General features: G+C 48.8%; 18 protein-coding genes. 8 read left to right on the top strand and 10 right to left on the bottom strand.

The window, feature by feature from the left end; genetic code table 11:
- Positions 1–418: 418 nt before the first annotated feature.
- From DCC85_RS08340 to xylA, 6 genes are all read right to left on the bottom strand, one after another.
- The gene (locus tag DCC85_RS08340; RefSeq protein ID WP_108465160.1) at positions 419–1,498 is read right to left on the bottom strand and encodes a lactonase family protein; all 1,080 of its coding nucleotides are present in this window, start codon (positions 1,496–1,498) and stop codon (positions 419–421) included.
- A gap of 65 nt (positions 1,499–1,563) precedes the next feature.
- Entirely contained in the window at positions 1,564–2,586 is a 1,023-nt protein-coding gene (locus tag DCC85_RS08335; RefSeq protein ID WP_234414386.1) for a Gfo/Idh/MocA family protein, read from the bottom strand.
- A gap of 51 nt (positions 2,587–2,637) precedes the next feature.
- On the bottom strand, positions 2,638–5,619 hold the full coding sequence (locus DCC85_RS08330) for an alpha-mannosidase (protein ID WP_234414385.1): 2,982 nt from the start codon (positions 5,617–5,619) through the stop codon (positions 2,638–2,640).
- A gap of 200 nt (positions 5,620–5,819) precedes the next feature.
- Complete coding sequence (locus tag DCC85_RS08325) at positions 5,820–6,965, bottom strand: GntR family transcriptional regulator (protein ID WP_159081816.1); 1,146 nt, start codon at positions 6,963–6,965, stop codon at positions 5,820–5,822.
- 170 nt (positions 6,966–7,135) lie between these two features.
- The gene (gene xylB / locus DCC85_RS08320; protein ID WP_108465156.1) at positions 7,136–8,632 is read right to left on the bottom strand and encodes a xylulokinase; all 1,497 of its coding nucleotides are present in this window, start codon (positions 8,630–8,632) and stop codon (positions 7,136–7,138) included.
- Between the two features lie 44 nt (positions 8,633–8,676).
- Positions 8,677–9,993, bottom strand: coding sequence for a xylose isomerase (xylA, locus tag DCC85_RS08315; protein ID WP_108465155.1), 1,317 nt, complete (start codon positions 9,991–9,993; stop codon positions 8,677–8,679).
- Between the two features lie 204 nt (positions 9,994–10,197).
- On the opposite strand from xylA, the gene DCC85_RS08310 reads away from it, so the two are divergent.
- Together DCC85_RS08310 and DCC85_RS08305 are read left to right on the top strand one after the other, a co-directional pair.
- Positions 10,198–11,400, top strand: coding sequence for an ROK family protein (locus tag DCC85_RS08310; RefSeq protein ID WP_199909988.1), 1,203 nt, complete (start codon positions 10,198–10,200; stop codon positions 11,398–11,400).
- 138 nt (positions 11,401–11,538) lie between these two features.
- Positions 11,539–11,865, top strand: coding sequence for a LytTR family transcriptional regulator DNA-binding domain-containing protein (locus DCC85_RS08305; protein ID WP_108465153.1), 327 nt, complete (start codon positions 11,539–11,541; stop codon positions 11,863–11,865).
- A 69-nt stretch (positions 11,866–11,934) separates the two neighbouring features.
- Here the strand turns inward: DCC85_RS08305 and DCC85_RS08300 are convergent, their stop codons facing one another.
- Complete coding sequence (locus DCC85_RS08300) at positions 11,935–12,930, bottom strand: aldose 1-epimerase (RefSeq protein WP_108465152.1); 996 nt, start codon at positions 12,928–12,930, stop codon at positions 11,935–11,937.
- Between the two features lie 151 nt (positions 12,931–13,081).
- On the opposite strand from DCC85_RS08300, the gene DCC85_RS08295 reads away from it, so the two are divergent.
- Positions 13,082–13,996, top strand: coding sequence for a C40 family peptidase (locus tag DCC85_RS08295; RefSeq protein WP_108465151.1), 915 nt, complete (start codon positions 13,082–13,084; stop codon positions 13,994–13,996).
- Between the two features lie 140 nt (positions 13,997–14,136).
- Positions 14,137–14,994, top strand: a complete 858-nt coding sequence (locus DCC85_RS08290) for an alpha/beta hydrolase family protein (RefSeq protein ID WP_108465150.1) — start codon at positions 14,137–14,139, stop codon at positions 14,992–14,994.
- A 38-nt stretch (positions 14,995–15,032) separates the two neighbouring features.
- Here DCC85_RS08290 and DCC85_RS08285 read toward each other — a convergent pair whose 3' ends face one another.
- The 3 genes from DCC85_RS08285 to DCC85_RS08275 form a co-directional block, all read right to left on the bottom strand.
- Positions 15,033–15,434, bottom strand: a complete 402-nt coding sequence (locus DCC85_RS08285) for a YvaD family protein (protein WP_108465149.1) — start codon at positions 15,432–15,434, stop codon at positions 15,033–15,035.
- A 38-nt stretch (positions 15,435–15,472) separates the two neighbouring features.
- Complete coding sequence (locus DCC85_RS08280) at positions 15,473–16,033, bottom strand: TetR/AcrR family transcriptional regulator (protein ID WP_108465148.1); 561 nt, start codon at positions 16,031–16,033, stop codon at positions 15,473–15,475.
- 201 nt (positions 16,034–16,234) lie between these two features.
- Positions 16,235–17,122 (bottom strand): SDR family oxidoreductase, encoded by an 888-nt coding sequence (locus tag DCC85_RS08275; RefSeq protein ID WP_108465147.1) that lies wholly within the window; start codon positions 17,120–17,122, stop codon positions 16,235–16,237.
- 123 nt (positions 17,123–17,245) lie between these two features.
- Here DCC85_RS08275 and DCC85_RS08270 point away from each other — a divergent pair, with 123 nt between their 5' ends.
- The 4 genes from DCC85_RS08270 to DCC85_RS08255 all read left to right on the top strand — a co-directional run bounded on the left by DCC85_RS08270 (position 17,246) and on the right by DCC85_RS08255 (position 22,894).
- Positions 17,246–18,214 carry a helix-turn-helix transcriptional regulator gene (locus DCC85_RS08270; protein WP_108465146.1) on the top strand — a complete coding sequence of 323 codons (969 nt, stop codon included), beginning with the start codon at positions 17,246–17,248 and terminating at the stop codon, positions 18,212–18,214.
- 77 nt (positions 18,215–18,291) lie between these two features.
- Positions 18,292–19,188: a molecular chaperone DnaJ gene (locus tag DCC85_RS08265; protein WP_108465145.1), complete on the top strand. Its 897-nt coding sequence runs from the start codon at positions 18,292–18,294 to the stop codon at positions 19,186–19,188.
- 105 nt (positions 19,189–19,293) lie between these two features.
- Complete coding sequence (locus tag DCC85_RS08260; protein ID WP_108465144.1) at positions 19,294–20,346, top strand: LacI family DNA-binding transcriptional regulator; 1,053 nt, start codon at positions 19,294–19,296, stop codon at positions 20,344–20,346.
- A 112-nt stretch (positions 20,347–20,458) separates the two neighbouring features.
- Positions 20,459–22,894 (top strand): glycoside hydrolase family 94 protein, encoded by a 2,436-nt coding sequence (locus tag DCC85_RS08255; RefSeq protein WP_108465143.1) that lies wholly within the window; start codon positions 20,459–20,461, stop codon positions 22,892–22,894.
- The last annotated feature ends 34 nt before the right edge of the window (positions 22,895–22,928 follow it).

Raw genomic sequence — 22,928 nt, 5'->3', positions numbered from 1 at the left:
GAAAAAAAAACCTTCCGGGTACTATGGCCTCTGCTGACTTCTCACAGCAAGCTTTACTCCGTCTTTCGGTTTTTTTTTCCTACTTGTCGTCTGTGAGACCTCCCCGGGTAAGAGCGATAACCTTCCCCTCATCTATCTGCCACATTTACACCATGGGATTCGGGCAGTATTGGACTTTGCTTTGTAGTGCAAGCTCGTCCGTCCCATGATGCCTTCTATGTGATTTCTGTTCGTCAGACCGAGGGTTTGCCTCCGGCTTCCTTCAGATTCCGCCTCGCGGCGGACACCCTTGCCTTCAGCTAACAGTTCCTACTGCCAAGCCTGTAGCGGACTTTCACCGCCGAGTTATCGCCCATGCCGGGCGCACACGCAAAAGGCCCCCGCTTCATAATGAAGCGAGGGCCTTTCCTATACTCTGTTACATGTACACTGGCTTAACGCATACCGGCTTGGATACTTCTTCTGAAACTCCAGTGAATTTCAGTCGTCCGCTTTCCTTGTCAACCTTAAAGGTCACCAGGTTATTGGTATCCCGGTTGGCTGCAATGAGGTGATTTCCGTTTGGCGACAAGGCAAAATGTCTTGGATGGGCACCCTCAGAAGAGATGCGCTCAACCAATGTAAGCTCACCCGTCTTGTCATCTACCGCGTAAACAACCAGGCTGTCGTGGCCACGATTTGAGCCATATACAAACCGGCCGTCCTGAGACACGGCGATCTCAGCTGTGGTGTTCTCGCCCTCAAAGTCATCAGGCAAAGTGCTGACCACTTGCACAGCTTCCATATGACCGGTTGCTGCTTCATAACGGAAGGAAGCGATCGTGGAGTTCACTTCATTCATAACGTATACATAGTTCCCACTTGGATGAAATGCAAGATGTCTTGGTCCTGCACCTGGCTCTGTCTTGATGTCGGCATGGAAATGAAGCTTGCCCTGCTCCAGATCAACGGTATAGGCACGAACGATGTCCAGACCCAGATCATTGACGAACAAGAAGCGCTCATCCGGGCTGAAGAAGGCAGAGTGGACGTGAGGACGGTCCTGGCGCTCCGGATGTGCTCCGCGTCCCTCATGTTGCTTCTCATCCAGAAGCTTACCAACCCGTCCGTCTTTCTCAAGCTGAACCAGGCCTACCTTACCTCCATGATAGCTGGACACGATAAGAACCTGATTGCTGGAATCGCGGTTAATATGGCAGGTGGTCGCATCCAGGTTCACTTCCCGGTTCAGCTCAGTCAGCTTGCCGCTTGTCCCATCAATAGAGAACGCTACGGCCTCGGCTGCCTTCCCGCCAGACTCCAAAGCGCTTTCACCAATAGAGTATAGTCTACGCTCAGCTGTATCCACATTTAGAAAAGTTGGGTTCTTCAGACCGGATACTTCATCCCGTCTTGTTAAGGAGCCCGTCTCCTCATTCATTTCATAGACATAAACACCGGAATTCTCCGCTTCTGCGTAAGATCCGATGAAGAGAAGCAACTTCTGATCTTTAGACAATGTCATTCCCTCCAGTAGTCATAATATGTACAATATGATATATATCATATCACTTATTTCATCCTCTAACCAAGTCCCTTCCCTTGGACAGGCATAACGACACGCTGCTGTTGTTCCGCAGCCGTATGACAAGCCTCCAGCAGCATGGCATTATTTACAGCGTCCAAAGCTGAGAATTTGGGACTTCTTCCCTGCAGCACACTTGCCCCAAAATCCTCGATTTGAAGGAGATAAGAGTTATGATGCTCTTCTTCAAAGACAAGCTCTACTCCATTTCGAATCCAGCGGTAGCCAGACTGGGCTTTCCCGGAAAAGGCAAAGGGAATTTCGATCCTCCCCTTGCTTCCTACAATTTCAAGGCAGCGGCGTTCTTCCGCCCACAAGCTTACATCAAAGCAGCAGGATACCCCACCTGGAAATTCCAGCAGTCCAGCCGCCGTCATCTCCACTCCGTCATGCTCATGAGAGTACTGAGCATGCACAGTAACAGCCTGCGGCTCTGCTCCAGTGAAGAAACGTGCCGCGCTGAGCGGATATCCTCCCAGATCATACAGCACACCACCCCCATATTCTCTGCGGAAGCGGATATTGCTCACATCCTCAGCACTATTGCAGGTAAAAACTCCACGAATCACGCGAAGGCTGCCGAGATCCCCTGACATGATACGCTCTTTAATCTCCCACATCAGCGGGTGATGACGGTACATGAACGCTTCGGCCAACACAACTCCAGCCTTTGAGGCAGCTTCAACCATTTCTGCAGCTTCAGAGGCATGAAGTGCCATCGGCTTCTCGCAGAGAATATGCTTGCCGGCCTTCGCTGCAAGGATAACCCATTCCTTGTGCAGATGGTTAGGCAAAGGCACATATACGGCATCTACGGCTGGATCTGACAAGAGCTCCTCGTAGCTGCTATAAGCCTTGCCGACTCTAAACTTCTTGGCAAGCCGCTGACTCTTGCCAAGCTCTCGGCTGGCAACCGCCTCAATCATGCCGCTGCTGGAATCCCGAATCGCTGGCATGATTGAGCTTTCAGCAATATTTGCGCAGCCGAGAATTCCCCATCGAAGCTTTGTCCGGTTCTTCACGCCGATTCCCCCTTTTAAATAGCTTAAACGAGGGGAATCCATGATGAAACTTTAAAATTGAATTTTCAGCGTCTTCATCTCAAAGGGCTCAAAGGTCAGCAGCACCTCATCATCCACAACATTTTGCGGCTCAAGTACAGGTTCTTCCACGAGATTAACAGCTTCCACTGTGCGGAATGGAAGTGAGATTCTAAGTCTAGTGTTTGCTTTGCCTCCTGCTGCTTCATATAGCCGAATGATGACTCCCTCATCGTCCTCTGCCTGCTTCACCGCTTCAATCATCACTTGGTCATGGTCCAGCACAAAGCTGGAGAAGCCTTGTCCTAAGCATGGCGTAATCAAGGTATTCTTAAGTCCGGCCTCAGCCTGAATCATTCTAAGCGGAACATTCAGCTCATAGCCGGCCCGATAGACACGAGCCGCTGCAGCATCACCCTTATGCGGAAGCAGAGAATATACAAATTCATGCATGGCCTGATCTGCTTCGGGGTCAGGGTACGTCGAGCTTCGCAGCAGGTTAATCTCCAGTTCGCTGCCGCTTGCGCGGAAACCATATTTGCAATCATTTAACAAGGCTACTCCATACCCAGCCTCGGACAGGTCAATCCATTGATGGGCGCATATTTCATCCTTGGCCGCCTCCCAGGAGGTATTCCGATTCACCGGGCGGCGGATATGGCCGAACTGAATTTCGGCTGACGAATAGTCGCAGCGCACATCCAGCGGGAAGGCTGCCCGCAGCATTTTATTTTTCTCATGCCAATCTACCCTTGTTATAAAATCAAGCCGGGCACTGTCTTCAGTAAGAACAATCTGCTGCACCAAAGCGGAAGAGCCAAACTCATAGGTCTGTTCCATAACAGCTGTTGGCCCATCCAGATAGGCGCGGGAACGACTGGGCTTCAGCACGTTGGACGCCCTCAGCCGGTAATCGTCCCGGAAATCCCAGGCATCCCCACCCTCATCCTGGAACAGAATCAGTTCGTTACCGTTCCTTCCAGGGAGAAGCAGCTCACGGTTCTCCCGCTTATCCCTAATGGAGACTATAGAACCTGAATCTCCAAACTGGACGTATAGAAGTTCATTCTGGAGGCAGTTCTGCTCTGCCATTAAACTCGCTCCAATGTTCCCGGCAGCAGCATTCAGCTGGCATCTGACAACGCCCATAGCGGGAGCCTGGATATGAGCCCATTTCCCCGAGACTTTGATCCACTCCTTTCGCTCCCAAGGCAAGGAATTAAAGACGGCCCACTCCCCGCCAGCAGCAGTCGCTAGCACTGTATAGCACTGATTAATTAGCTGCTCTGCCTTCTCCAGCATCGACTCGTACCTGGTAATCGACTCATCATAGACACGCTTAATAGACGAACCGGGAAGGATATCATGAAATTGATACAGGAGCGTCTCCTTCCAGAGCCCCTCTAATTCTTCACCAGGGTAATCAAGACCGCATAGATGCTTGGCGAGCACCGCCGCAAATTCCAGCTCGCGCAGAGCCTTCTCCATTTTGCGGTTATATCTTTTGTTCCTCGCTTGTGAGGTTAGAGTTCCCTGGTGCTTCTCCAGGTACAGCTCACCCCGCCATGTCTGATAGCGGTGCTGCTGCTCACTCAGCTTCTTGAGGAAATCGGCAGAAGTCTCCTGCACAACCTTAGGCAGGCCGAGCAGATTTTGCTCTCGCTTCAGACGCTCCAGATGCTCTTCTCCTGGTCCGCCGCCTCCGTCTCCAATTCCAAAGAGCATCAGAGCACGATCGGATACGTTCTTATCCAAATATTCTTCCTCGATCCTAAGCAGCGAACGTGGAGCAGCAGGTGAGTTATAAGTATCTTCCGGCGGCAAATGCGTAAGAATCCGGCTTCCGTCAATCCCTTCCCAGAAGAACGTATGATGCGGATAATCATTATGCTCATTCCAAGACAGCTTCTGGGTCACCATATACTTAAGCCCTGACTTAAGTAAGATCTGCGGCAAGGCGGCGCTGTACCCAAAGATATCCGGTACCCAAAGCGTATCTACGGTCTTTCCGAATTCCTCCTGGTAAAACCGCTGCCCGTATAAGATCTGTCTGACCAGCGCCTCGCCTCCGGAGATATTGGAATCCGGCTCCACCCACATCGCACCTTGAATCTCCCAACGTCCTTCAGCTATTCTATCCTTAATCTGCTTATATAGCTTAGGATAATTGTCCTTGATCCATTGATAGAGCTGGGGCTGACTAGCGCCAAAAATATAGTCAGGGTAACGCTCCATCATGCGCAGCGCGGTGGAGAAGGTGCGGGCTCCTTTTCGAATCGTCTCCCGCAGCGGCCACAGCCAAGCCAAATCCAGATGCGCGTGTCCGACTGCACTTACGGTCAAGCTGACATCACCGTTCTGCTTGGAGAGCTGTTCTGCCAGAAGAGAACGAGCTTTAACCATCTCCTCCTCGGTGAAGTCGCTCGTCAGCAGGGAAGCATCATAGAGCGCCTGCAGCACCTGTGCTCGTCTGGAGCTGGTTTCCGGCAGCTTCTCCGCCAGTTCAAGGAGGACTTCCACATCATAATACAGCTGGTGCATCTCCTCATTACACACCGCAATTACAGCTTCCTTCAGCGTTCCGCTGCGATAATATCCGAACAAATCGTTACACCCGGCGTCGCCCCACATATCAATCCTTTCCCCGCCAGCTGAGCAGGAGGTGATATGTACGACACGCTTCCCTGGCAATCCAAGAGGCCGTTCAAACTCGGAATTCACGTTAGTCAGCCCTTGAAACGGTGTTCCTTCACGGTCAACGAGACATACTTCCCCATTCATATCTATGAGCAGAACAACAGGCTGACCCTTGGCTTCCTGCGGGATCTCCCCCTGGAAATGAAACCACGCGCAATCCCACAGCTCGCCCCAGCGCTCACCAGGCTTAAGCTCCACTCTCCTTCCCGCTTTCCGGTTAACATATAACACAGGTTCAGAAGTAACCCAAGCCTCTACCTGCAGCTCAGCGATAGGACTGTAAATTCGTTCTTCAATATCAAGTTTCCAGCTCTTCAATCTTTCCAGTCTTATTTTAGGATAGGGCAATAACAGCACCTCCAGAAGGATTGTATTCGACAGCTGATATGTCAATTGGTATGAATATATCACAAAATAACAACTGACATATATCTTTTTGTTTTAATTTCATTTTTTCGCCAAAAAAATAACTCCCTCAATCAATCAGGGAGTTTATCTTATCCATATGAATATTAAACTTATTTGTAGGAGCCTTTGTGAGCCACGGAATCCCGCCTTGCAAGTTCGGTAGGAACTTTGATATTCCGGGGAGCTTGCTCGGGATTGGCAAGCCTGTCACACAGCAGCTGCACGGCAGCTTCTCCAAATGGCTTCATCGGCTGTTGAACCGTTGTTAGCTGAATGGGGGCATATTCGAGCATACGATGGCCGGAAAATCCTACAATAGACAAATCCTCAGGCACACTGAGCCCAAGCTGCTGAGCCGCCTTAAGCATCCTCAGTGCAAGATCATCGTTCATACAGAAGACAGCGGTAATATCATGACGTTCTTTCAGCCAAGCCTTCATCTTCTGCTCTGTATCCTCCCCGCGCATCTCCTCGGCTGAACGAGACCCTAAATGGAGAATACGGTTCTCCCCTATTCTTGCCTGACGGCTAATGCAGGCATCAAGGTATCCTTGATAACGCTGTTCCCGGCTTGTAGCCTTGTTGATCTCCTCGGTAATAAATCCAATCCCTTCATGACCTTGATCGAGCAAATATTCAGTAGCTTTATAAGCTCCCTCATAGTGATCGTGACTCACACCATCAAATTCCACTTCATGAAACTCACGATCCAAAATAATAATGGGATACCGATTCAGCTTTAATTTTAACAGCGATTCGCCGCAGATCGTCCGGTCCACAGGAAACAGCAGGATGGCCGAGATATCTCTGCGTACTGACAACTCCTCAAGCAAAGCACTCTCCTCATTAAAATGATCAGCCACCTTGATAATAAAGCTAAGTCCCTTGGATCTGCCGGCATGCTCGATTTCCTTTATCATCCTGCCAACAAACTCATCAATCCCAGGTACGATTAAAGCGATATATCGCGATTTCGTTCTGTGATTAGTCGAAAAGTTGCCCGAAGCAAAATGCATTTCTGCTTGTTCTGCCAAAAAGGTTCCCCGCCGCGGAATCCGGTAGACAATGCCTTCCTTCTGCAGAGCCTGAAGCGCCATCTTGCTTGTCATGCGGCTTACGCCAAACCTCTCCGCCAGTTCTCCTTCAGAGGGAAGCGGATCATGCGGCTTAAGCCCGTCCTCTTGTATAATTTGAAGGATATGCTCCTTCATTTGCTCAGATAGCTTTCCGGCATCCCTGCTCATTTTCTGCTGCATTTTAGGTACCCCGTTCATCTTTAGTCAGTTGATATCAACATATCACAACCTTGGCTCGTTTGCACCTGTACAATAAGTCAGAGGACGAGCATGTTTGGCCTTGGCTCCGCGCAAAAAAGCTGTACTTTGCAGCCGAATGGCCCCAAAATACAGCTTCCTCATTCAAATATTTATTGTCTAAAATTCATTAATCTCTCGTTTAACCCACGAGTACTGCCATATATATCACGATAAATCTGGTATAACTCATCGTATTTGGCACTTTGCTCGGCATCCGGTCTGTATACATTTGCGCGCCGCAAGAACACTTCGGCAATCGCCTCCAGGGAGTCATACCAGCCCAGACCTGAAGCGGCTAGCATAGCAGCGCCCATTGCTGGTCCCTGCTCGCTCTCCAGCCGAACTACCTCTGCGCCGAAGACGTCGGCCTGGATCTGCAGCCACGTCTCATTCCGGGCTCCGCCCCCAATGGAGACAATCGTGCTAATGTCCTTCCCGGAGCTGCGCAGAATTTCAAGCGATTCCCGCAGCGAGAAGGTGATTCCTTCCACTACTGCTCTGGCAAAATGATCTCTGCTGTGTCCGGTATCCATGCCGATAAAGCTTCCCCGGATCGAAGAATCCGCATGCGGTGTGCGTTCGCCGGATAAATACGGCGTGAAGAGAAGGCCGCCCGCACCTGCCGGGATCTGATTCAGATTTGCCAGCAGTTCATCGAAAGAGATACCCGAAGCAAAGGTATCCTTGAACCAGGTCAAACTGTTGCCTGCGGCAAGAGTGACCCCCATCGCGTAAAAGGCATCCCGTTTGCTATGGTTAAAGAAGTGAACCTTACCGTGGTAATCCGCTGCCGAGCTCTCTTCATAGGACAAGACTACGCCAGAGGTGCCAATGCTGCACATGGTCTCTCCAGGCTTCAGAATGCCGGCCCCAATCGCACCGCAAGCATTGTCCGCTCCGCCCCCGAACACTTTTACTTCTTTGCTTAAGTTACACTCCGCTGCCATGTCCAGAAGCAGGGTGCCTACACATTCATCAGATTCAATGAGCGGCGGACATAATGACTCCGGTATATCGAACGCCTCCAGAATCTCCTGGCTCCATCTTTTGCCCGCTACATCCAGCAGCAGCGTTCCTGCCGCATCCGAATAGTCCATGCCGAGACTTCCCGTCAATCGGAAGCGCAGATAGTCTTTCGGAAGAAGAAATAACGCGGCCTGCTGGAACAGCTCGGGCTCCTGCTCCTTCACCCAAAGTATCTTCGGCAGGGTAAAGCCCTCCAAAGCAGGATTGCGGGTCAGCTGCAGCAGCTGCTCACCAAGCTTAGCTTCAATCTCGCGGCACTGCTTGGTCGTTCTTGTGTCATTCCATAGAATAGCATTCCTAAGCACCTGATGCTCTGCATTCAGCAGTACCAGCCCGTGCATTTGGCCCGAGAAGCTGATTCCCTCTACGTCGTTCGTTTGGATTCCCGTCTGCTTCATAAGCTTACTAAGTGCGGCAAGCGTCTGGTTCACCCACTGCTCCGGATCCTGTTCACTATAACCCGACTTGGGCTGAATCAGCGGATAGGCTTCCGAAGCTTCACCGCACACTTTGCCCTCGCGATTTACAAGCAGTGCCTTAACCGAGCTGGTTCCCAGATCGATCCCGATTACATAATTCATGGTCAATCTCCTTACCTTAAGAGAATTACTCTAAACATTATGGATTACAGATCTCCAAGGATGTACTGGTTAAGGGTCGCACGAATCAGCTCAAGGCGGCCGGATTTATTGTTAAATGGTTTATTTTGCAAAGCGTATTCTTCCAGAGTATGGAGCGTAGCTTTACCGGATACAATCGTCTCGCCGATTCCTTCCTTAAAGCTCGCATACCGTTCTGCAAGGATATTCTCGAACACGTTGTCCTCGATCATTTTCGCCGCTACCTTCAGACCTTTAGCATAAGCATCCATTCCGGAGATATGAGCATAGAACAGATCTTCCGGCTCAAAGGATCCGCGGCGCACCTTCGCATCAAAGTTGATGCCGCCTTTGCCGAGTCCATCGTTCTTCAGCACCTCATACATAGTCAAAGTGGATGTGTACAGATCATGAGGGAATTCATCTGTATCCCAACCCAGCAGCACATCCCCTTGGTTCGCATCCAAGGAGCCGAGCACTCCGTTAATGCGGGCAACCCGAAGCTCATGTTCAAAGGTATGTCCGGCGAGCGTAGCATGGTTGGCTTCCAGGTTCAGTTTAAAATGATCCTTCAAGCCATACTTGTGAAGGAAGGCAAGCGTTGTAGCCGCATCAAAGTCATATTGATGCTTGGTTGGCTCTTTTGGCTTAGGCTCGATCAGGAATTGGGCGTCAAAGCCAATCTCTTTCGCATAATCAATCGCCATTTGATACAGTCTAGCAAGGTTATCCAGCTCAAGCCCCATATCGGTGTTAAGCAGTGTCTCATAGCCTTCACGTCCGCCCCAGAACACATAGTTCTGTGCACCGAGTTCTTTGCCGACTTCAAGCCCTTTCTTAATTTGTGCACCTGCATAGGCATAGACAGCAGCATTGCTTGATGTACCTGCACCGTGGGTGAACCGCGGGTCGGAGAACATATTTGCCGTATTCCACAGCAACTTCGTCTTGCTGGTCTTCATATATTCCTTAATCATCGCTACGATGATGTCAAGATTCTTATTCGTCTCTTGCAGGGTATCCCCTTGTGGAGCGATATCAACATCATGGAAGCAGAAGAACGGAGCACCGATTTTTTCATAAAATTCAAAAGATGCCTCCACACGTGCTTTAGCCAGATCCAGTCCGCTTAAATGATCCCAGCCCCGAATCGCCGTGCCTCTGCCGAACATATCAGTTCCGTCAGCAGTGAATGTATGCCAATAAGAGATTGCGAATCGAAGGTGCTCTTCCATCGTCTTGCCTGCAACAACCTCTGTCGGATTATAATACTTGAATGCCAATGGATTTTTGGAAGATCCGCCTTCGTAAGCGATTTCATTAACGTTTGTAAAATAACTCATTTTTTACCCTCCCAGACAGGAATGATTTTAAAAATAAAGTGCTTACATCCCTATAATAACCCAAGTTTATTAGTTTGTCGATTGGATAAACAAAGTATTTGCGAAATTTTTATTTCCGTTCTACACTTGGGTTATGCAGCCTTTACCAGCCTTATTGTTATGATCTAATTCCCTACCCGTGCTGCCTATAGATTGAGGTGAGTGATGAAACAGACCGGCGACCAATTTCTGGTCAAGAAAATTAATAAAAGCATAGTGCTGGAGACCATTCGCAGCTTCTCCCCCATCTCCAGAGCCAAGGTTTCCGAACTGACGGGGCTCAATAAAGGAACCGTGTCCAGCCTTGTCAGTGAATTGATGGAGAGCGACCTGGTTTCTGAATTAGGCCCGGGGGAATCCAGCGGCGGCCGTAAGCCGCTAATTCTAATATTTAACCGCAGTGCCGGGCATGCCATTGGCGTTGACATTCAGGTCGATGCCGTCTCAGCGGTGGTAACAGATCTACAAGGAGCTATACTGGGCAGGACTTCTGTAGAGCTAAGTGAAACAGAGGTCCCCGCAGTTATCCGTGCGATTCGAACAGCTGTCGAGGAACTCGCAAAGCTTGCGCCTCCAAGCGCTTATGGCATCGTTGGCGTTGGCGTCGGCGTTCCAGGAATTGTAGATGGCTCGGGCACTGTACTATTTGCCCCTAATTTGAGATGGTCGGAGGTTAAGCTGCAGGAAATATTGGTGCATGAGCTGCAGCTTCCAGTAATTATCGATAATGAAGCTAATGCCGGTGCTGAAGGCGAGAAGCTGTTTGGCGCCGGCCGTGATGTCGACAATCTGATCTACTTAAGCGTCAGCCACGGGATCGGCACCGGCATCATTTTAAACAGGGAAATTTACAAAGGGGCGAGCGGTTTCTCTGGAGAAGCCGGGCATTTCTCCATCGTTGCCGACGGCATAAGATGCACCTGCGGCAACTACGGCTGTTGGGAGCTGTACGCTTCCGAGAATGCACTCCTTGAAGAAGCCGACCGGCTGCTTCATCCGCATAAGATAGCCGGAGCTGCTGAGCATAGGAGGAACACACTCGAAGAACTGATTGAGCTGGCAGCCGGTGGAGACGACCAAGTTGTGGAGCTATTTAAGCAGACTGGAAAATATCTTGGGATTGGGATAGCGAACCTGGTCAATGTGTTCAATCCGGAGCTAATCCTCATCGGCAACCGAATGGCCCTGGCCGAGGAATTTATCGCTAGCACCATCATTAAGACGGTTAATGAGAGGTCATTATTCTTCCACCGTAACGCGGTGCGCATTGAGTTTTCACATCTAAATTTGGATTCTACGGTACTCGGTGCCGCCTCCTTTGCCCTATCCCAGTTTTTTGGCAAAACCCGTGTCTCTGTAGAATCATGATTATAATTCGTATATGGCGCTGGCAAGCCAGCGTCATAATTTCTTTACCCATTCCCAAATATATCCTTAATATTTGTATAAATCCGTGTTATAATGAAAGCGCTAACACAAACATCTACTAGAGGGGGATTTGGATAGATGAATGTAGTGATGGCTGAGAAGGACGTATTTGAAGGATTCGAACCTGTAAAGGATGCATTTTTTTTTAGAACGGGGAGCCACGGACTCGTTAGCTTTTATGGCAGAAATTATACAAAGAAAAAGAGAATGTCCGTTGAAGAGCTGAATAGTCTAGTTACCCATCCTAGCTTTGTACGCGTCTCCTTACAGTGTTATGTAAATACGTCCAAAATTGCAGCTACGGAGAATCACCTGATTTATTTCCGGGATAAAATTTCTTATCCTTTAACCTTAAGCGTGTCAAGACGCCAGGAGCAGAAAGTAAAGAAGCTGCTCGCGAATTAATACGGGGCCCCAATTGAAGAAAGTCCTTATTCCAAGTTAACGGGATAAGGACTTTTCTGATGTTATGAATTATGCCTTAATATAAATTCTGGACACCGATTCCCAAACTTCTCCTTCTGCTAGGCCAAATAAACCAATTTCCTCGCCTGGTAAGTCCGTATTTGGCGCGTTCACCAGATTGATTTGCGGCTCTGGACAGAAGAAGCCTGGAGTAGCGTTATTATTCCAGATCATCCATTCCTTATATGAGGTGCCTACATCATAAACTAAGGTAACACCAAGTCTCGTGTCGGTAAGCTCCATCCGGTTACGTCCTTGCTGCGACTGCATGGTGTAATGATTATCCATAGCTTCTGCAAACGGATAGACGCCTTCACTCTGCAGCTGCTCTTCAAATGAATTCAGCGCCTGATACTCTCCTGTTGGAAGCATCCGCTCGTTAAGCTGCCAGCGCTTCCCAATCGTTGCTTTGACACGGTAATCCTCCGGCTTGCTTCCTTCTGAGAATGGAGCGCTTATCGCGGTGTGGAATGCAAACAGACAAGGCATAAGCTTAGAACCATTGTTCTTGATATATACTTGCTGGGACAAGCCTTCGTCACTAAGAGTATAGCGAAGCTTAAACGTAAAATGAAAAGGCAAGTATTTGTAGACGGGATGCTGGTCATCGATGACCGCTTTTACTGTAACATAGCTCTCCTGCTTCGTTGTGCCCAGCTCTTCTACTTCCCAGGCGGTCGTATGTAAAAATCCATGCAAATGATTCCCTGTAGCCGTTTCATTTACCGGAAACTCAAGCACCTCTCCATTCCAAGGAAATTTACCGTCCTCATAACGGTTCGGCGGAAAAAGAACAGGAATCCCATAAACACCCGGATTTGCTTTAAAGTCTTCAATCTGTCCTTCGGCAGGTTCGCGCAGAAATCGGTAACCGTTTTCAGTATCACGAAAAGCGATCATATTTCCTCCAAGCTCTGGCAGCATTACAGCTTCATAGCGTCCTGCCTTTAAGTAAACTGCCTTCTCTCCTTGGTAACTGTCTTCATAAGCTTGATACAGACTCACTTTATCAATCTCCTTTCTTCCTTCTGATAACGTAGTTTACCGGATAGCGCTTTCGTTCGCAATGTTTTAATTCCTCTACACACATAGTTACCCATATTTCGTCCCATACTACTCCTAATTCCAGCGCGATTCTAAAGGAGCGTAATCTCTCATGCTAAACAAACACAGCAAACAAAAGTACCTTGCAATACTCGTCGGCATAACTCTCATTTTGTCCTGTGGGGCTTGCGGTAACAAACCAAATTCAGCAAACTCTCCCCAGCCGGAGTCACGCCCGAAGCCGAAAACCTTGAACGCTTCGGAGCAGCCTAAACAAATTAAGCAAACAGACGAGTATGTACCCCTAAGCTCTGCCGTTAAGTCGTTGGGGCTTCATATGAAGAAATCGGGAAGCAAGGTGGAGATTGGGTATACCGACGTCATGTACCAAGTAGCATTGAATAAGACTGAGGCCCTCTCCATGGGTCGACCGATTGTTCTGTCACAAGTTCCGAAAAACCGGAATGGCCAGGTTTATATGACGCCTCAGGCCATGACAGAGCTGTTCGGTGCCAACGTGACTTGGAACAAGCCAACTCGCAAGCTCAGTATTGCCCAGATCACGCCTCCAAGACGAATTGAGCAGCAGCAAACTGCACCAGGTGGAGAGGGCCGCCTTCGAGCAGCTAGCACAAATGTGAACAGGGACGAATTGGTCAATTACGCCAAGCAATTTATGGGTGTAAAATATGAGTTCGGAGCTCAGCCTTACGAACAATCCCACACCTTCGACTGCTCTTCTTTTACTCAGCATGTCTTTGGGCACTTTGGAGTGGATCTACCACGTCTGGCCAGGGATCAGGGGGATACGGGACAAGGGGTCAATCGTTCCGAGCTTCTTCCAGGTGACTTGATCTTCTTCACGGTGCCTGGCCGTTTTCAATCCGATCGCATTCCCGGACATGTAGGCATTTTTATCGGAGATGGGAAAATGATTCACACCTGGGGGAAGCCGGGGGTTCAGATCAGTGATATGGACAGCGGATACTGGAAGGGAGTTAGGCTGTTCATGCGGCGTGTCCTCTAAGCAGTAGCTATAAAAAGCATCCTAAGGCTAACTGGTGAATGATGCAGCTAGCCTTTGGATGCTTTTATGCCTTTTCACTGAATCCTTGTTGGAACACAGAGATTGAATCAGGTAAGATGAGGACAGGAGGATTTATCAGCATGAACTTATTTCGTCTTACCTACCCCTCTGGTCCATATAGAGTAGTAGGCTATCTTGGATTGCCCGGCAACCTGTCTGCTTCTGAAGACACGCTCGCTAAGGCGCTGCATGATCATTATGAAGTCTATAATCTAAATGTGACCAAACTATCTGACTCGTACGCCCCTTCTGCAACCCGGATCCAATTCGAGCCAGCGCCTGATGATAAATATCCTGTATTGATATACTGCCGTGGTGGAATGGGAAAGTTCGGCAGCGTCAGAACAAAGTGGATGGAGTCCTTTTGCAGACATGGATATATCGTCTTTGCCCCCTGCTATCGAGGTAATGAAGGCGGCGAAGGCAGAGATGAATTTGGCGGTGCTGACCTTGAGGATGTAGCAAGTACATACCGCTTCCTTCAGCAGCTTGTCTTTGTAAACCCTGCCGAGATTTCCATCATGGGCTTCTCCCGAGGAGCTATCAACGCTGCACAAGCTGCCAGCCAGCTGAAGGATGTACATCGACTGATTCTATGGGGCGGGGTCTCCGATCTAGCCCAAACGTATGAACAGCGGGTCGATCTGCGCCGGATGCTGAAGCGCGTGCTCGGCGGAACACCGTCCAAAGTTCCTGAAGCGTATCAATTCCGATCGCCAGCTCTCTTTGCGCCTGATCTGAACTGTCCAGTGCTTGTTATTCATGGAGAACAGGACACTCAGGTTGACATTGAACAGGGTAGAACTATGTACCGGGTATTGAAGTCGCTGAACAAGCAGGTTTGGCTCCACAGCTATCCACAATCGGGCCATATATTTGCTGATACACTGTTTGAGAAAGCTGTAAACCGGATGATGACCTGGATCAGGGAATTATAATAATTTGGCCTCACATACCGAGTGGTGCTTGTACCGTTTCATGAATTCTCTGTTTCTCGCGTCTGTAACAGCTTTGGGATAAAGAACAAGGGGTACAGCATGAGATAAAGATTGGGCAGCCACCACATAAGGTCGTAATCAGACTTAATCATCCAGAAGGCTATTGCTTGCAGTCCTGAGCATAACGTCAGGGTGAGTGAGATCAAGGCAAGACCTCTCCACTTCATATTGTTTCGTCTGTGCAAATAAAGACTACATATCCCTGTAATTGAAATCATAATATCAAGCGGAAAGAACGACCAGTTCCAGGTAACTAACATGTTATCTGTATAGTCCTGGTATAAATACTGTTTCGGTATAAGGCTTAATGCAGTAACCATCCAATAAATAATAAATCCGATATCCGTAAATAAAAACAACATTTTTAGCGCTCTGCTCAAAATTGTAATCTCCCTTACTTCATGATCTGAATCAAGAACTAACCGCTCTTCGAGAGAATCCCGGATAGAAGAATGTCAGTCAAATCCTGTAGATTCTCAAGAAGAGTGCCGCTGTTTTGACGGTCTGAAGTTTCCTCAATGAGTCGATAAAATCCTCCGACATATAAGTCAATAAATATTGCGGTGTTAAAGGGTCTGAACAGTCCCTGCTCGGTGCCATCGCGGAACAAAGCTATGATGCTGTCCCATTGATGATTTAGAAATTGATCAAGCATCTGCCACTGCTTTGGATAATAACGCTGAAGTTCGATAATTAGGCTCATCTTAATAAACTGAAAGTCTACAGGAACGAGGATGAGACATTTTTTTAATTTATCTTCCGTACTGTATTCTGGGTGATTTAGGATCTCCTGCTCTTTAGCTACGAGTTCTGAAATTGCTTTATTAAGAAGCGCGTGAATAAGCTCATCTTTGGATGGGAAAATACTATATATCGTTTTCGTGCTTATTCCTAACTGCTTTGCCAATTCCCCCATAGTAAACCGCAATCCTCTTCTTCTGATTTCTTTGCTCGCCGCCTCAACAATTCGTTCTCTCATTAGGATCACCCTCTCTCTTGGAAAACAAAAATAACATAATATTTTCCTCGTTTTCCGATATAGTAAACTCTTTCTCTCCACTTGTCAACATTCACCGCAGTCTCCTTAATTTCCGGCCATTTTATTATAATCAAATAGCCCCGATCAACTCGGGGCTGGGCTTAAACCTTCATCCATTTTATAAGCTGTCTTTAGGGAATATCATAGACCTTGCTCCTTAGCATAGTTTCCCCAATGAGGCTTAGTTCCATCTGCATCCTCAAATCCATATTCGTCAGATAAATCCCAGCTCGATAGAGCTTGCCCGGTCTTGGACATGATCTGCGGATCTGCCGCCAAAGCAGCTACCGCTTTGCCTATATAAGCAGGTGTTTCCGAAGCGATAAAATGCGGTTCCTTAGCCACCGCGTCCCTCCAATTCTGTTCCTGTACGCCAAAATGATCAAGCATCGCTTCCGACCTCAAAAAGCCTGGCGTCAAGGCTACAGCTGCAACCTGAAAAGGCTTAAGCTCCTCAGACATGGCCTTTGCCAAATGAATTGCCGATACTTTAGCCAGGCTGTAATAGAGATTCCCGCGATACCGGTAATCGATTCCGTCCGTAATTTCGATCAGAAGTCCTTTTCCTCTACGAATGAAAATAGGAGCAGCATAATAGCTCGTGATCATATGGGAAACCACTGCATTCTTCTGAATTGTTAGCCCATCTGCAAGGGAATGCTCCCAAAATGGCGTTCCCCATACCGTAAGCGGGTCTCCGCCCCAAATATCATTGACAAGCAAATCCAGTCTGCCCTTCTGCTCCAGTTCAATTTGTTCGAACAGTGCCTTTACTTCAGACTCTACAGTATGATCCACTTTCACCGAAATACCTGTTCCACCCGCTGCGGTTACCAGTTCTGCCGTTTCCTCAATCGTCTCGCTTCGTCCCATGGGAGAATTGGCCTTACGGGTGCTTCTTCCCGTTACATAGACTGTGGCTCCCGCCCTTCCAAGCTCTACGGCAATCCCTCTACCTGCACCGCGTGTTCCTCCGGCCACTACTGCAACATGACCAATCAATGGTTGATATGAATTTGAATTCCTCATCTTACAAACTCCTTTCATAATAAAATGAACTCAGCGATAATATATCTCATGAATGATGACAAGTACTGTCATATTACTAGGGTAAAATTTGAAGTAACTCTATCTTTCCGAAGGATGATGACTATGAAAGCCGACCGACTCATTACGATTCTGCTCTTGCTTCAAAATCACGGGAAAATGTCAGTCCGCGACCTGGCCGAACGCCTGGAGGTATCCAGTCGAACTGTGGTCCGCGACCTAGAGGCGCTAGCCTCTTCAGGCATTCCCGTATATGCACTGCGCGGCTCCAATGGCGGCTGGACCCTTGCCGAAGGCTACCGTACCAGGCTTACCGGGATGAAATCGGCAGAGCTTACCACCCTGCTGCTGTCCCTGTCAGGAGCAGCCCACCTGCTGGAAGACCTAGGCAGCCGCTCCGATAGCCAAGCCGCCGCAGAGAAGCTGCTTGCTGCATCACCTGTTGAGATCCGCAAGGATGCAGAAATTCTGCATGAACGCATTCATATCGATGGCATCAGCTGGTTTCCGAAGAATGAGTCCGCACCACTGCTTACAGCTCTCTACGAAGCCGTATGGGACCAGCGGCCATTAAAGATTCGGTACCCCAAAGGAGATTACACCGAAGAGCGTACGATCTGCCCGCTAGGCCTGGTCGCGAAAGGGACAATCTGGTATGTTGTAGCCCTTGTTCAAGATGCAGAGCTCAGAACTTTCCGCGTGTCCAGAATGCTCAGTGCCGAGCCGCTATCTGAACACTTCGAACGGCCCGCTGATTTTCATTTAGCTTCTTATTGGGAAGCCTCTACAGCTCAATTTAAAGCCGCCCTCCCCCGCTATCAAGCCAGGCTTCAGATCCGAGAAGAGCATTGGGACCGGTTTACCCGCGAAAAATTTGTTCAGCTTGTCCCCCCTATCCCTCTAGATAACGGGTGGTTGGAAACTGAAGCTGAATTTCACACGCTTGAGTCGGCTGGCGAGCTGCTGCTCCGTTATACGGACAATATTAAAGTGCTTTGTCCCGAAGAATTAAGACAGCATGTGGTTGATCAAGCCCTCTCCATCATCAGACTCTATTCCAACGGGGAAGCGTGAGATGATGAATAGCCTTATGCTCTTATACCACGTATAATAGAATTGCATTACTTTTTTACAAAGAGGAGAATCCGGTTATGGAACAATTAAAGAAAGCTTATGAGCGTCTTGGTCTCACCGAAACAGCCACAAGGGAAGAAGTCGAGAAGCGGTTTGATCTCCTAGTTCGCCAGGATCGCTCCCGCAAGCGTGCCGGAGAGTCAGGAGATAGCGACTTTGACGAAGTTATTAAGGCCTACCGTACCATTGTCGACCAAGAAGACCAGCAGGTGATCGAGCAGCTGAACCAGGAGCGATATGCCAAGTGGGGAAGTCTTGCGGGCCCTGCTGAGAAAGTCAGCGATTTTTTTCGCTTGTATAAGTTTAGAGTCATTTTATCCGTTATTATTGTAGGCGTTCTCATAGCGGGTGGTGTAACGTATAAGAATTATAGGGATGAACAGAACCGGCTTGCCAAGCTTCCCCCGGTAGACTTGTCCATCATGCTGATCGGTAATTTCGGAACCAATGACGACGAGCATGGCGTGGAGAATCTGGAGAAGGCTTTTCTTAAAAATTTTCCGGATTGGAAGCGCTTGTCGCTCAAATTAACCTATCTTCCCCCCGAAACGGAGAACGAATTAGGCATGGGGCAAATGGATATGGCTATGCGGCAGAAAGCACAGCTAGAGGTCATGACCGAGAACCCTGACATTTATATTCTCGACAAGTCCACATTCGCATGGCTGGGGCAAAGCACCGTTCTGGAGCCGCTAGACGAGAACCTTGTCAATCTTGCACCCGAGACAGCGCGGATGAAGGCGAAGAGCGAAGATGATCCCGCGCCGCGTGTGTATGGCATTGACATTACACAAAGTCCGCTTCTCAAGGATCTTCCTCTGGGCAGGGATGACATGATTGCAGCGATTCGAATTGATCCTAAGAACAAAGAGAAAGCCGTTCAATTTATTGAGAAATATTTGACAGCGAAGTAACTCGCCTTAAACCGGGGACAAAACTCCCCGGTTTTTTCTATTGATTTGTATCAAGTAATCGTTTACAATCCTGGATATAAACGCGCGTTTACAACAGGAGGAAATATGCGCAGCGAAGATATAGCTAAGCTTGCGGGAGTATCACGCAGTACCGTATCCCGCGTTATTAACAATTATGCCAATGTCCCTGAAGCCACAAGAGAGAAAGTCTTGAAAGTCATTGAACAGTACCAGTATGAACCCAACAGCTTCGCAAGAGCGCTGGCAGGCAAGCGAACCGAAACGATCGGACTCTTCGCGATTAGTTGGGATGAGGAGACCGATGCGTCTCACATTTATCAAAACAGCTACTTTGCCCCTTTTGTGGAAGCTGTTGTGGAGACGGCGAATGCCTTAGGATTCTACGTTCTGATTCATACCGTATATTCGAAGGATGATTTTCTCAAGGTAAAGCAGGCCTTTCTGCAAAAGCGCATTGATGGCGGAATTCTCGTAGGAACCCGCAAAGATATCAATGTCGTTCGCGAGCTGGTTGAGCTGGATGCCCCCCTTGTTCTAGTCGACTATGATATTTCAGAGATTATCGCCGAACACCTGGACCGAAGCCGGTTGTCTGTCATCAATTCTATGGACTATAACGGTACGGTGGAAGCCATGGAGTACTTGATTCAGCTGGGTCACCGTAGGATCGGCATGCTCTGCGGCCGTATGAATACCTACTCAGGGCGTGAGCGCTATGCAGCCTATACGGATACGTTAGTTAAGCATGGGCTGCCGATCCGTTCGGAGCATATTCTTCAAGGGGACTTCTCCAAGCTAAAGGCCGCAGCAGCTATTCGGAACCTGCTTGCCTCCGGGAACCTGCCGACCGCACTGTTTGCCGCCAATGACGACATGGCCATTACAGCTATGGAAGTGTTGACAGAATATGGCCTTTCCGTTCCTCAGGACCTGTCGCTTATCGGCTTTGACGATATTCCGGTCGCCTCGGGTATTGCCCCGAAGCTGTCTACGGTAAAGCTCCCCATCTACGAGATGTCCAAAGCGGCGGTAGAGAAAGTCATCGAGCTCTGCGAGGCCGAAGAGCCTGCCTTCAGCACCAGGAGCTTGCCAGCTAAACTGATTGTCCGCGAATCCTGCGGACCTGCTAACATGTAATCCATATATTCACCTGCTCCTGCTGCAGCACATTTGTTAGAGCATCCCCCCAGGGGATGCTTACAGCACAGAATAAACGCGCGTTCACACCTTACTGAAAAGGATGATAACCATGAAATTTGGTACCTTTGATGACGCTCGCAAGGAATACGTAATTAACACGCCGCAGACCCCATATCCATGGATCAACTATCTTGGCAACGAACAATTCTTCGGTCTTATATCCAATACCGCCGGTGGTTACTCCTTCTATAGAGATGCGCGGCTCCGCCGCTTAACCCGCTATCGTTACAATAATATTCCGCTGGATTCCAACGGGCGTTATTACTACATTCATGATGAAGGAGACTTCTGGACTCCTGGCTGGATGCCGGTTAAGCGCGATCTGGATTTTTATGAATGCCGACATGGACTGGGCTACACTTCTATAACTGGGGAGCGCAACGGAATTTCGGTTAATCAGCTTGCTTTCGTTCCTTTGAAATACAACGGAGAAGTACATCAGCTCACCGTGCGCAATACTTCGGACCATAATAAGAGCATTACCCTCTTCTCCTTCGCAGAGTTCTGTCTGTGGAATGCCTATGATGATATGACCAACTTCCAGCGCAATCTGAGCATAGGTGAAGTTGAAGTTCAAGGTTCGGTGATCTATCACAAAACCGAATACCGGGAACGCAGAAATCACTATGCCTTCTACTCCGTCAATCGCAGCATTGATGGCTATGACACAGACCGCGAATCGTTTGTCGGCTCTTATCGAGGCTTGGAAGCGCCGCAGGCTGTCTCTGCGGGCAAATCCACAGGTTCAGTTGCCAGCGGCTGGTCGCCAATCGGGTCCCATTCCATTCAGCTGACCTTAGCTCCAGGAGAAGAGCAGTCTCTCATCTTCATCTTGGGATATGTTGAGGTGGATGAGAATGACAAATGGGAGTCACCGGGCGTAATTAACAAGAAGCCAGCACTCGCCATGATTGAACGCTTTAAGAGTGATGAAGATGTAAGTACAGCTCTAGGTGAACTGAAAGCGTATTGGGACAGCCTCTTATCCAAGTATCAAATTCAAAGCAGTGATGATAAGCTGAACCGGATGGTAAATATCTGGAACCCTTATCAATGTATGGTGACGTTCAACATGTCCCGCTCCGCATCTTACTTCGAATCCGGTATTGGACGCGGCATGGGCTTCCGTGATTCCAACCAGGACCTGCTGGGCTTTGTGCATCAGATTCCCGAACGGGCAAGAGAACGGATACTGGATATTGCCTCTACACAGTTTGAAGACGGCAGTGCTTATCACCAATACCAGCCGCTGACCAAGAAAGGAAATAATGAAGTTGGCACCGGCTTTAACGATGATCCGCTGTGGCTCATCCTTGGCACCTCTGCTTACATCAAGGAGACAGGTGACTACAGCATCTTAGATGAAGACGTACCTTTTGATAGCAATCCGGACCGCAGCGCAAGCCTGTTTGAACATTTAAAACGCTCCTTCGAGCATGTCATCAACAACCTGGGTCCGCATCAGCTTCCTTTGATCGGACGTGCGGATTGGAACGATTGCCTGAACTTGAACTGCTTCTCCAAAGAGCCGGGCGAATCCTTCCAGACCACGGCCAACATTGAAGGACGGGTTGCCGAATCTGTCTTTATCGCTGGATTATTCGTCTTTGTCGGACCAGATTATGTAGAGCTGTGCCGCCATCGCGGCCTGAATGAGGAAGCCGCCAAAGCCGAAGAGCATATTGAAACGATGCGAAGAACTACCCTTGAGCACGGATTTGATGGCGACTGGTTCCTTCGTGCTTATGACCATTACGGGGAGAAGATCGGCAGCAAGGATAATAAGGAAGGCCAAATCTTTATCGAGCCTCAAGGCATCTGCGTTATGGCTGGTATCGGTGTGGAAGAAGGCCAGGCAGCAAAAGCGTTGGAATCGACTGAGCAGCGTCTGGAAACCAAGTATGGCATTATGCTGCAGCAGCCTCCTTATTCCGAGTATTATCTCAACCTAGGAGAGATCTCTTCTTATCCTCCGGGATATAAGGAAAATGCCGGTATATTCTGTCACAACAATCCGTGGATTATGATTGCTGAGACCGTGCTTGGGCACGGCGACCGTGCATTCGAGCTATATGCCAAGATCGCGCCAGCCTATCTGGAGGAGATCAGCGAGCTTCATCGTATGGAGCCTTATGTCTATGCTCAGATGATCGCCGGTAAAGATGCAGTCCGGCATGGGGAGGCCAAGAACTCTTGGCTGACTGGAACAGCAGCCTGGAACTATGTGGCCATCACCCAAGCGATTTTAGGAATTCAGCCAGACTTCGACGGTCTCAAAGTCGATCCTTGTATTCCTTCCGCCTGGGACGGCTTCGAAATTACTCGCGGCTTCCGAGGAGATACCTATGTGATCAAGGTAACGAACCCTAGCCATGTCTCCAAGGGAATCAAGCACATCCTACTTGATGGCAGAGAGCTATCTAGCAATATCATCCCTCCCGTTCTGGATGGCAAACGCCATGAAGTCCATGTTGAATTAGGCTGATTTGTAATTGCTTTACACCAGATACCGGAATCAT

Source organism: Paenibacillus sp. CAA11 (genome assembly GCF_003060825.1).
Taxonomy (GTDB): Bacteria; Bacillota; Bacilli; order Paenibacillales; family Paenibacillaceae; genus Fontibacillus.
The sequence above is the reverse complement of the archived record's forward strand: the minus strand, read 5'-3'. Positions and strand labels throughout refer to the sequence as shown.

Excerpts from the sequence above, each read along its gene's own strand:
- DCC85_RS08325 (WP_159081816.1), bottom strand. The coding sequence starts at position 6,965 with ATGCAGCAGAAAATGAGCAGGGATGCCGGAAAGCTATCTGAGCAAATG.
- xylB (WP_108465156.1), bottom strand. The coding sequence starts at position 8,632 with ATGAATTATGTAATCGGGATCGATCTGGGAACCAGCTCGGTTAAGGCA.
- xylA (WP_108465155.1), bottom strand. The coding sequence starts at position 9,993 with ATGAGTTATTTTACAAACGTTAATGAAATCGCTTACGAAGGCGGATCT.
- DCC85_RS08310 (WP_199909988.1), top strand. The coding sequence starts at position 10,198 with ATGAAACAGACCGGCGACCAATTTCTGGTCAAGAAAATTAATAAAAGC.
- DCC85_RS08305 (WP_108465153.1), top strand. The coding sequence starts at position 11,539 with ATGAATGTAGTGATGGCTGAGAAGGACGTATTTGAAGGATTCGAACCT.
- DCC85_RS08295 (WP_108465151.1), top strand. The coding sequence starts at position 13,082 with ATGCTAAACAAACACAGCAAACAAAAGTACCTTGCAATACTCGTCGGC.
- DCC85_RS08290 (WP_108465150.1), top strand. The coding sequence starts at position 14,137 with ATGAACTTATTTCGTCTTACCTACCCCTCTGGTCCATATAGAGTAGTA.
- DCC85_RS08280 (WP_108465148.1), bottom strand. The coding sequence starts at position 16,033 with ATGAGAGAACGAATTGTTGAGGCGGCGAGCAAAGAAATCAGAAGAAGA.
- DCC85_RS08275 (WP_108465147.1), bottom strand. The coding sequence starts at position 17,122 with ATGAGGAATTCAAATTCATATCAACCATTGATTGGTCATGTTGCAGTA.
- DCC85_RS08270 (WP_108465146.1), top strand. The coding sequence starts at position 17,246 with ATGAAAGCCGACCGACTCATTACGATTCTGCTCTTGCTTCAAAATCAC.
- DCC85_RS08265 (WP_108465145.1), top strand. The coding sequence starts at position 18,292 with ATGGAACAATTAAAGAAAGCTTATGAGCGTCTTGGTCTCACCGAAACA.
- DCC85_RS08260 (WP_108465144.1), top strand. The coding sequence starts at position 19,294 with ATGCGCAGCGAAGATATAGCTAAGCTTGCGGGAGTATCACGCAGTACC.
- DCC85_RS08255 (WP_108465143.1), top strand. The coding sequence starts at position 20,459 with ATGAAATTTGGTACCTTTGATGACGCTCGCAAGGAATACGTAATTAAC.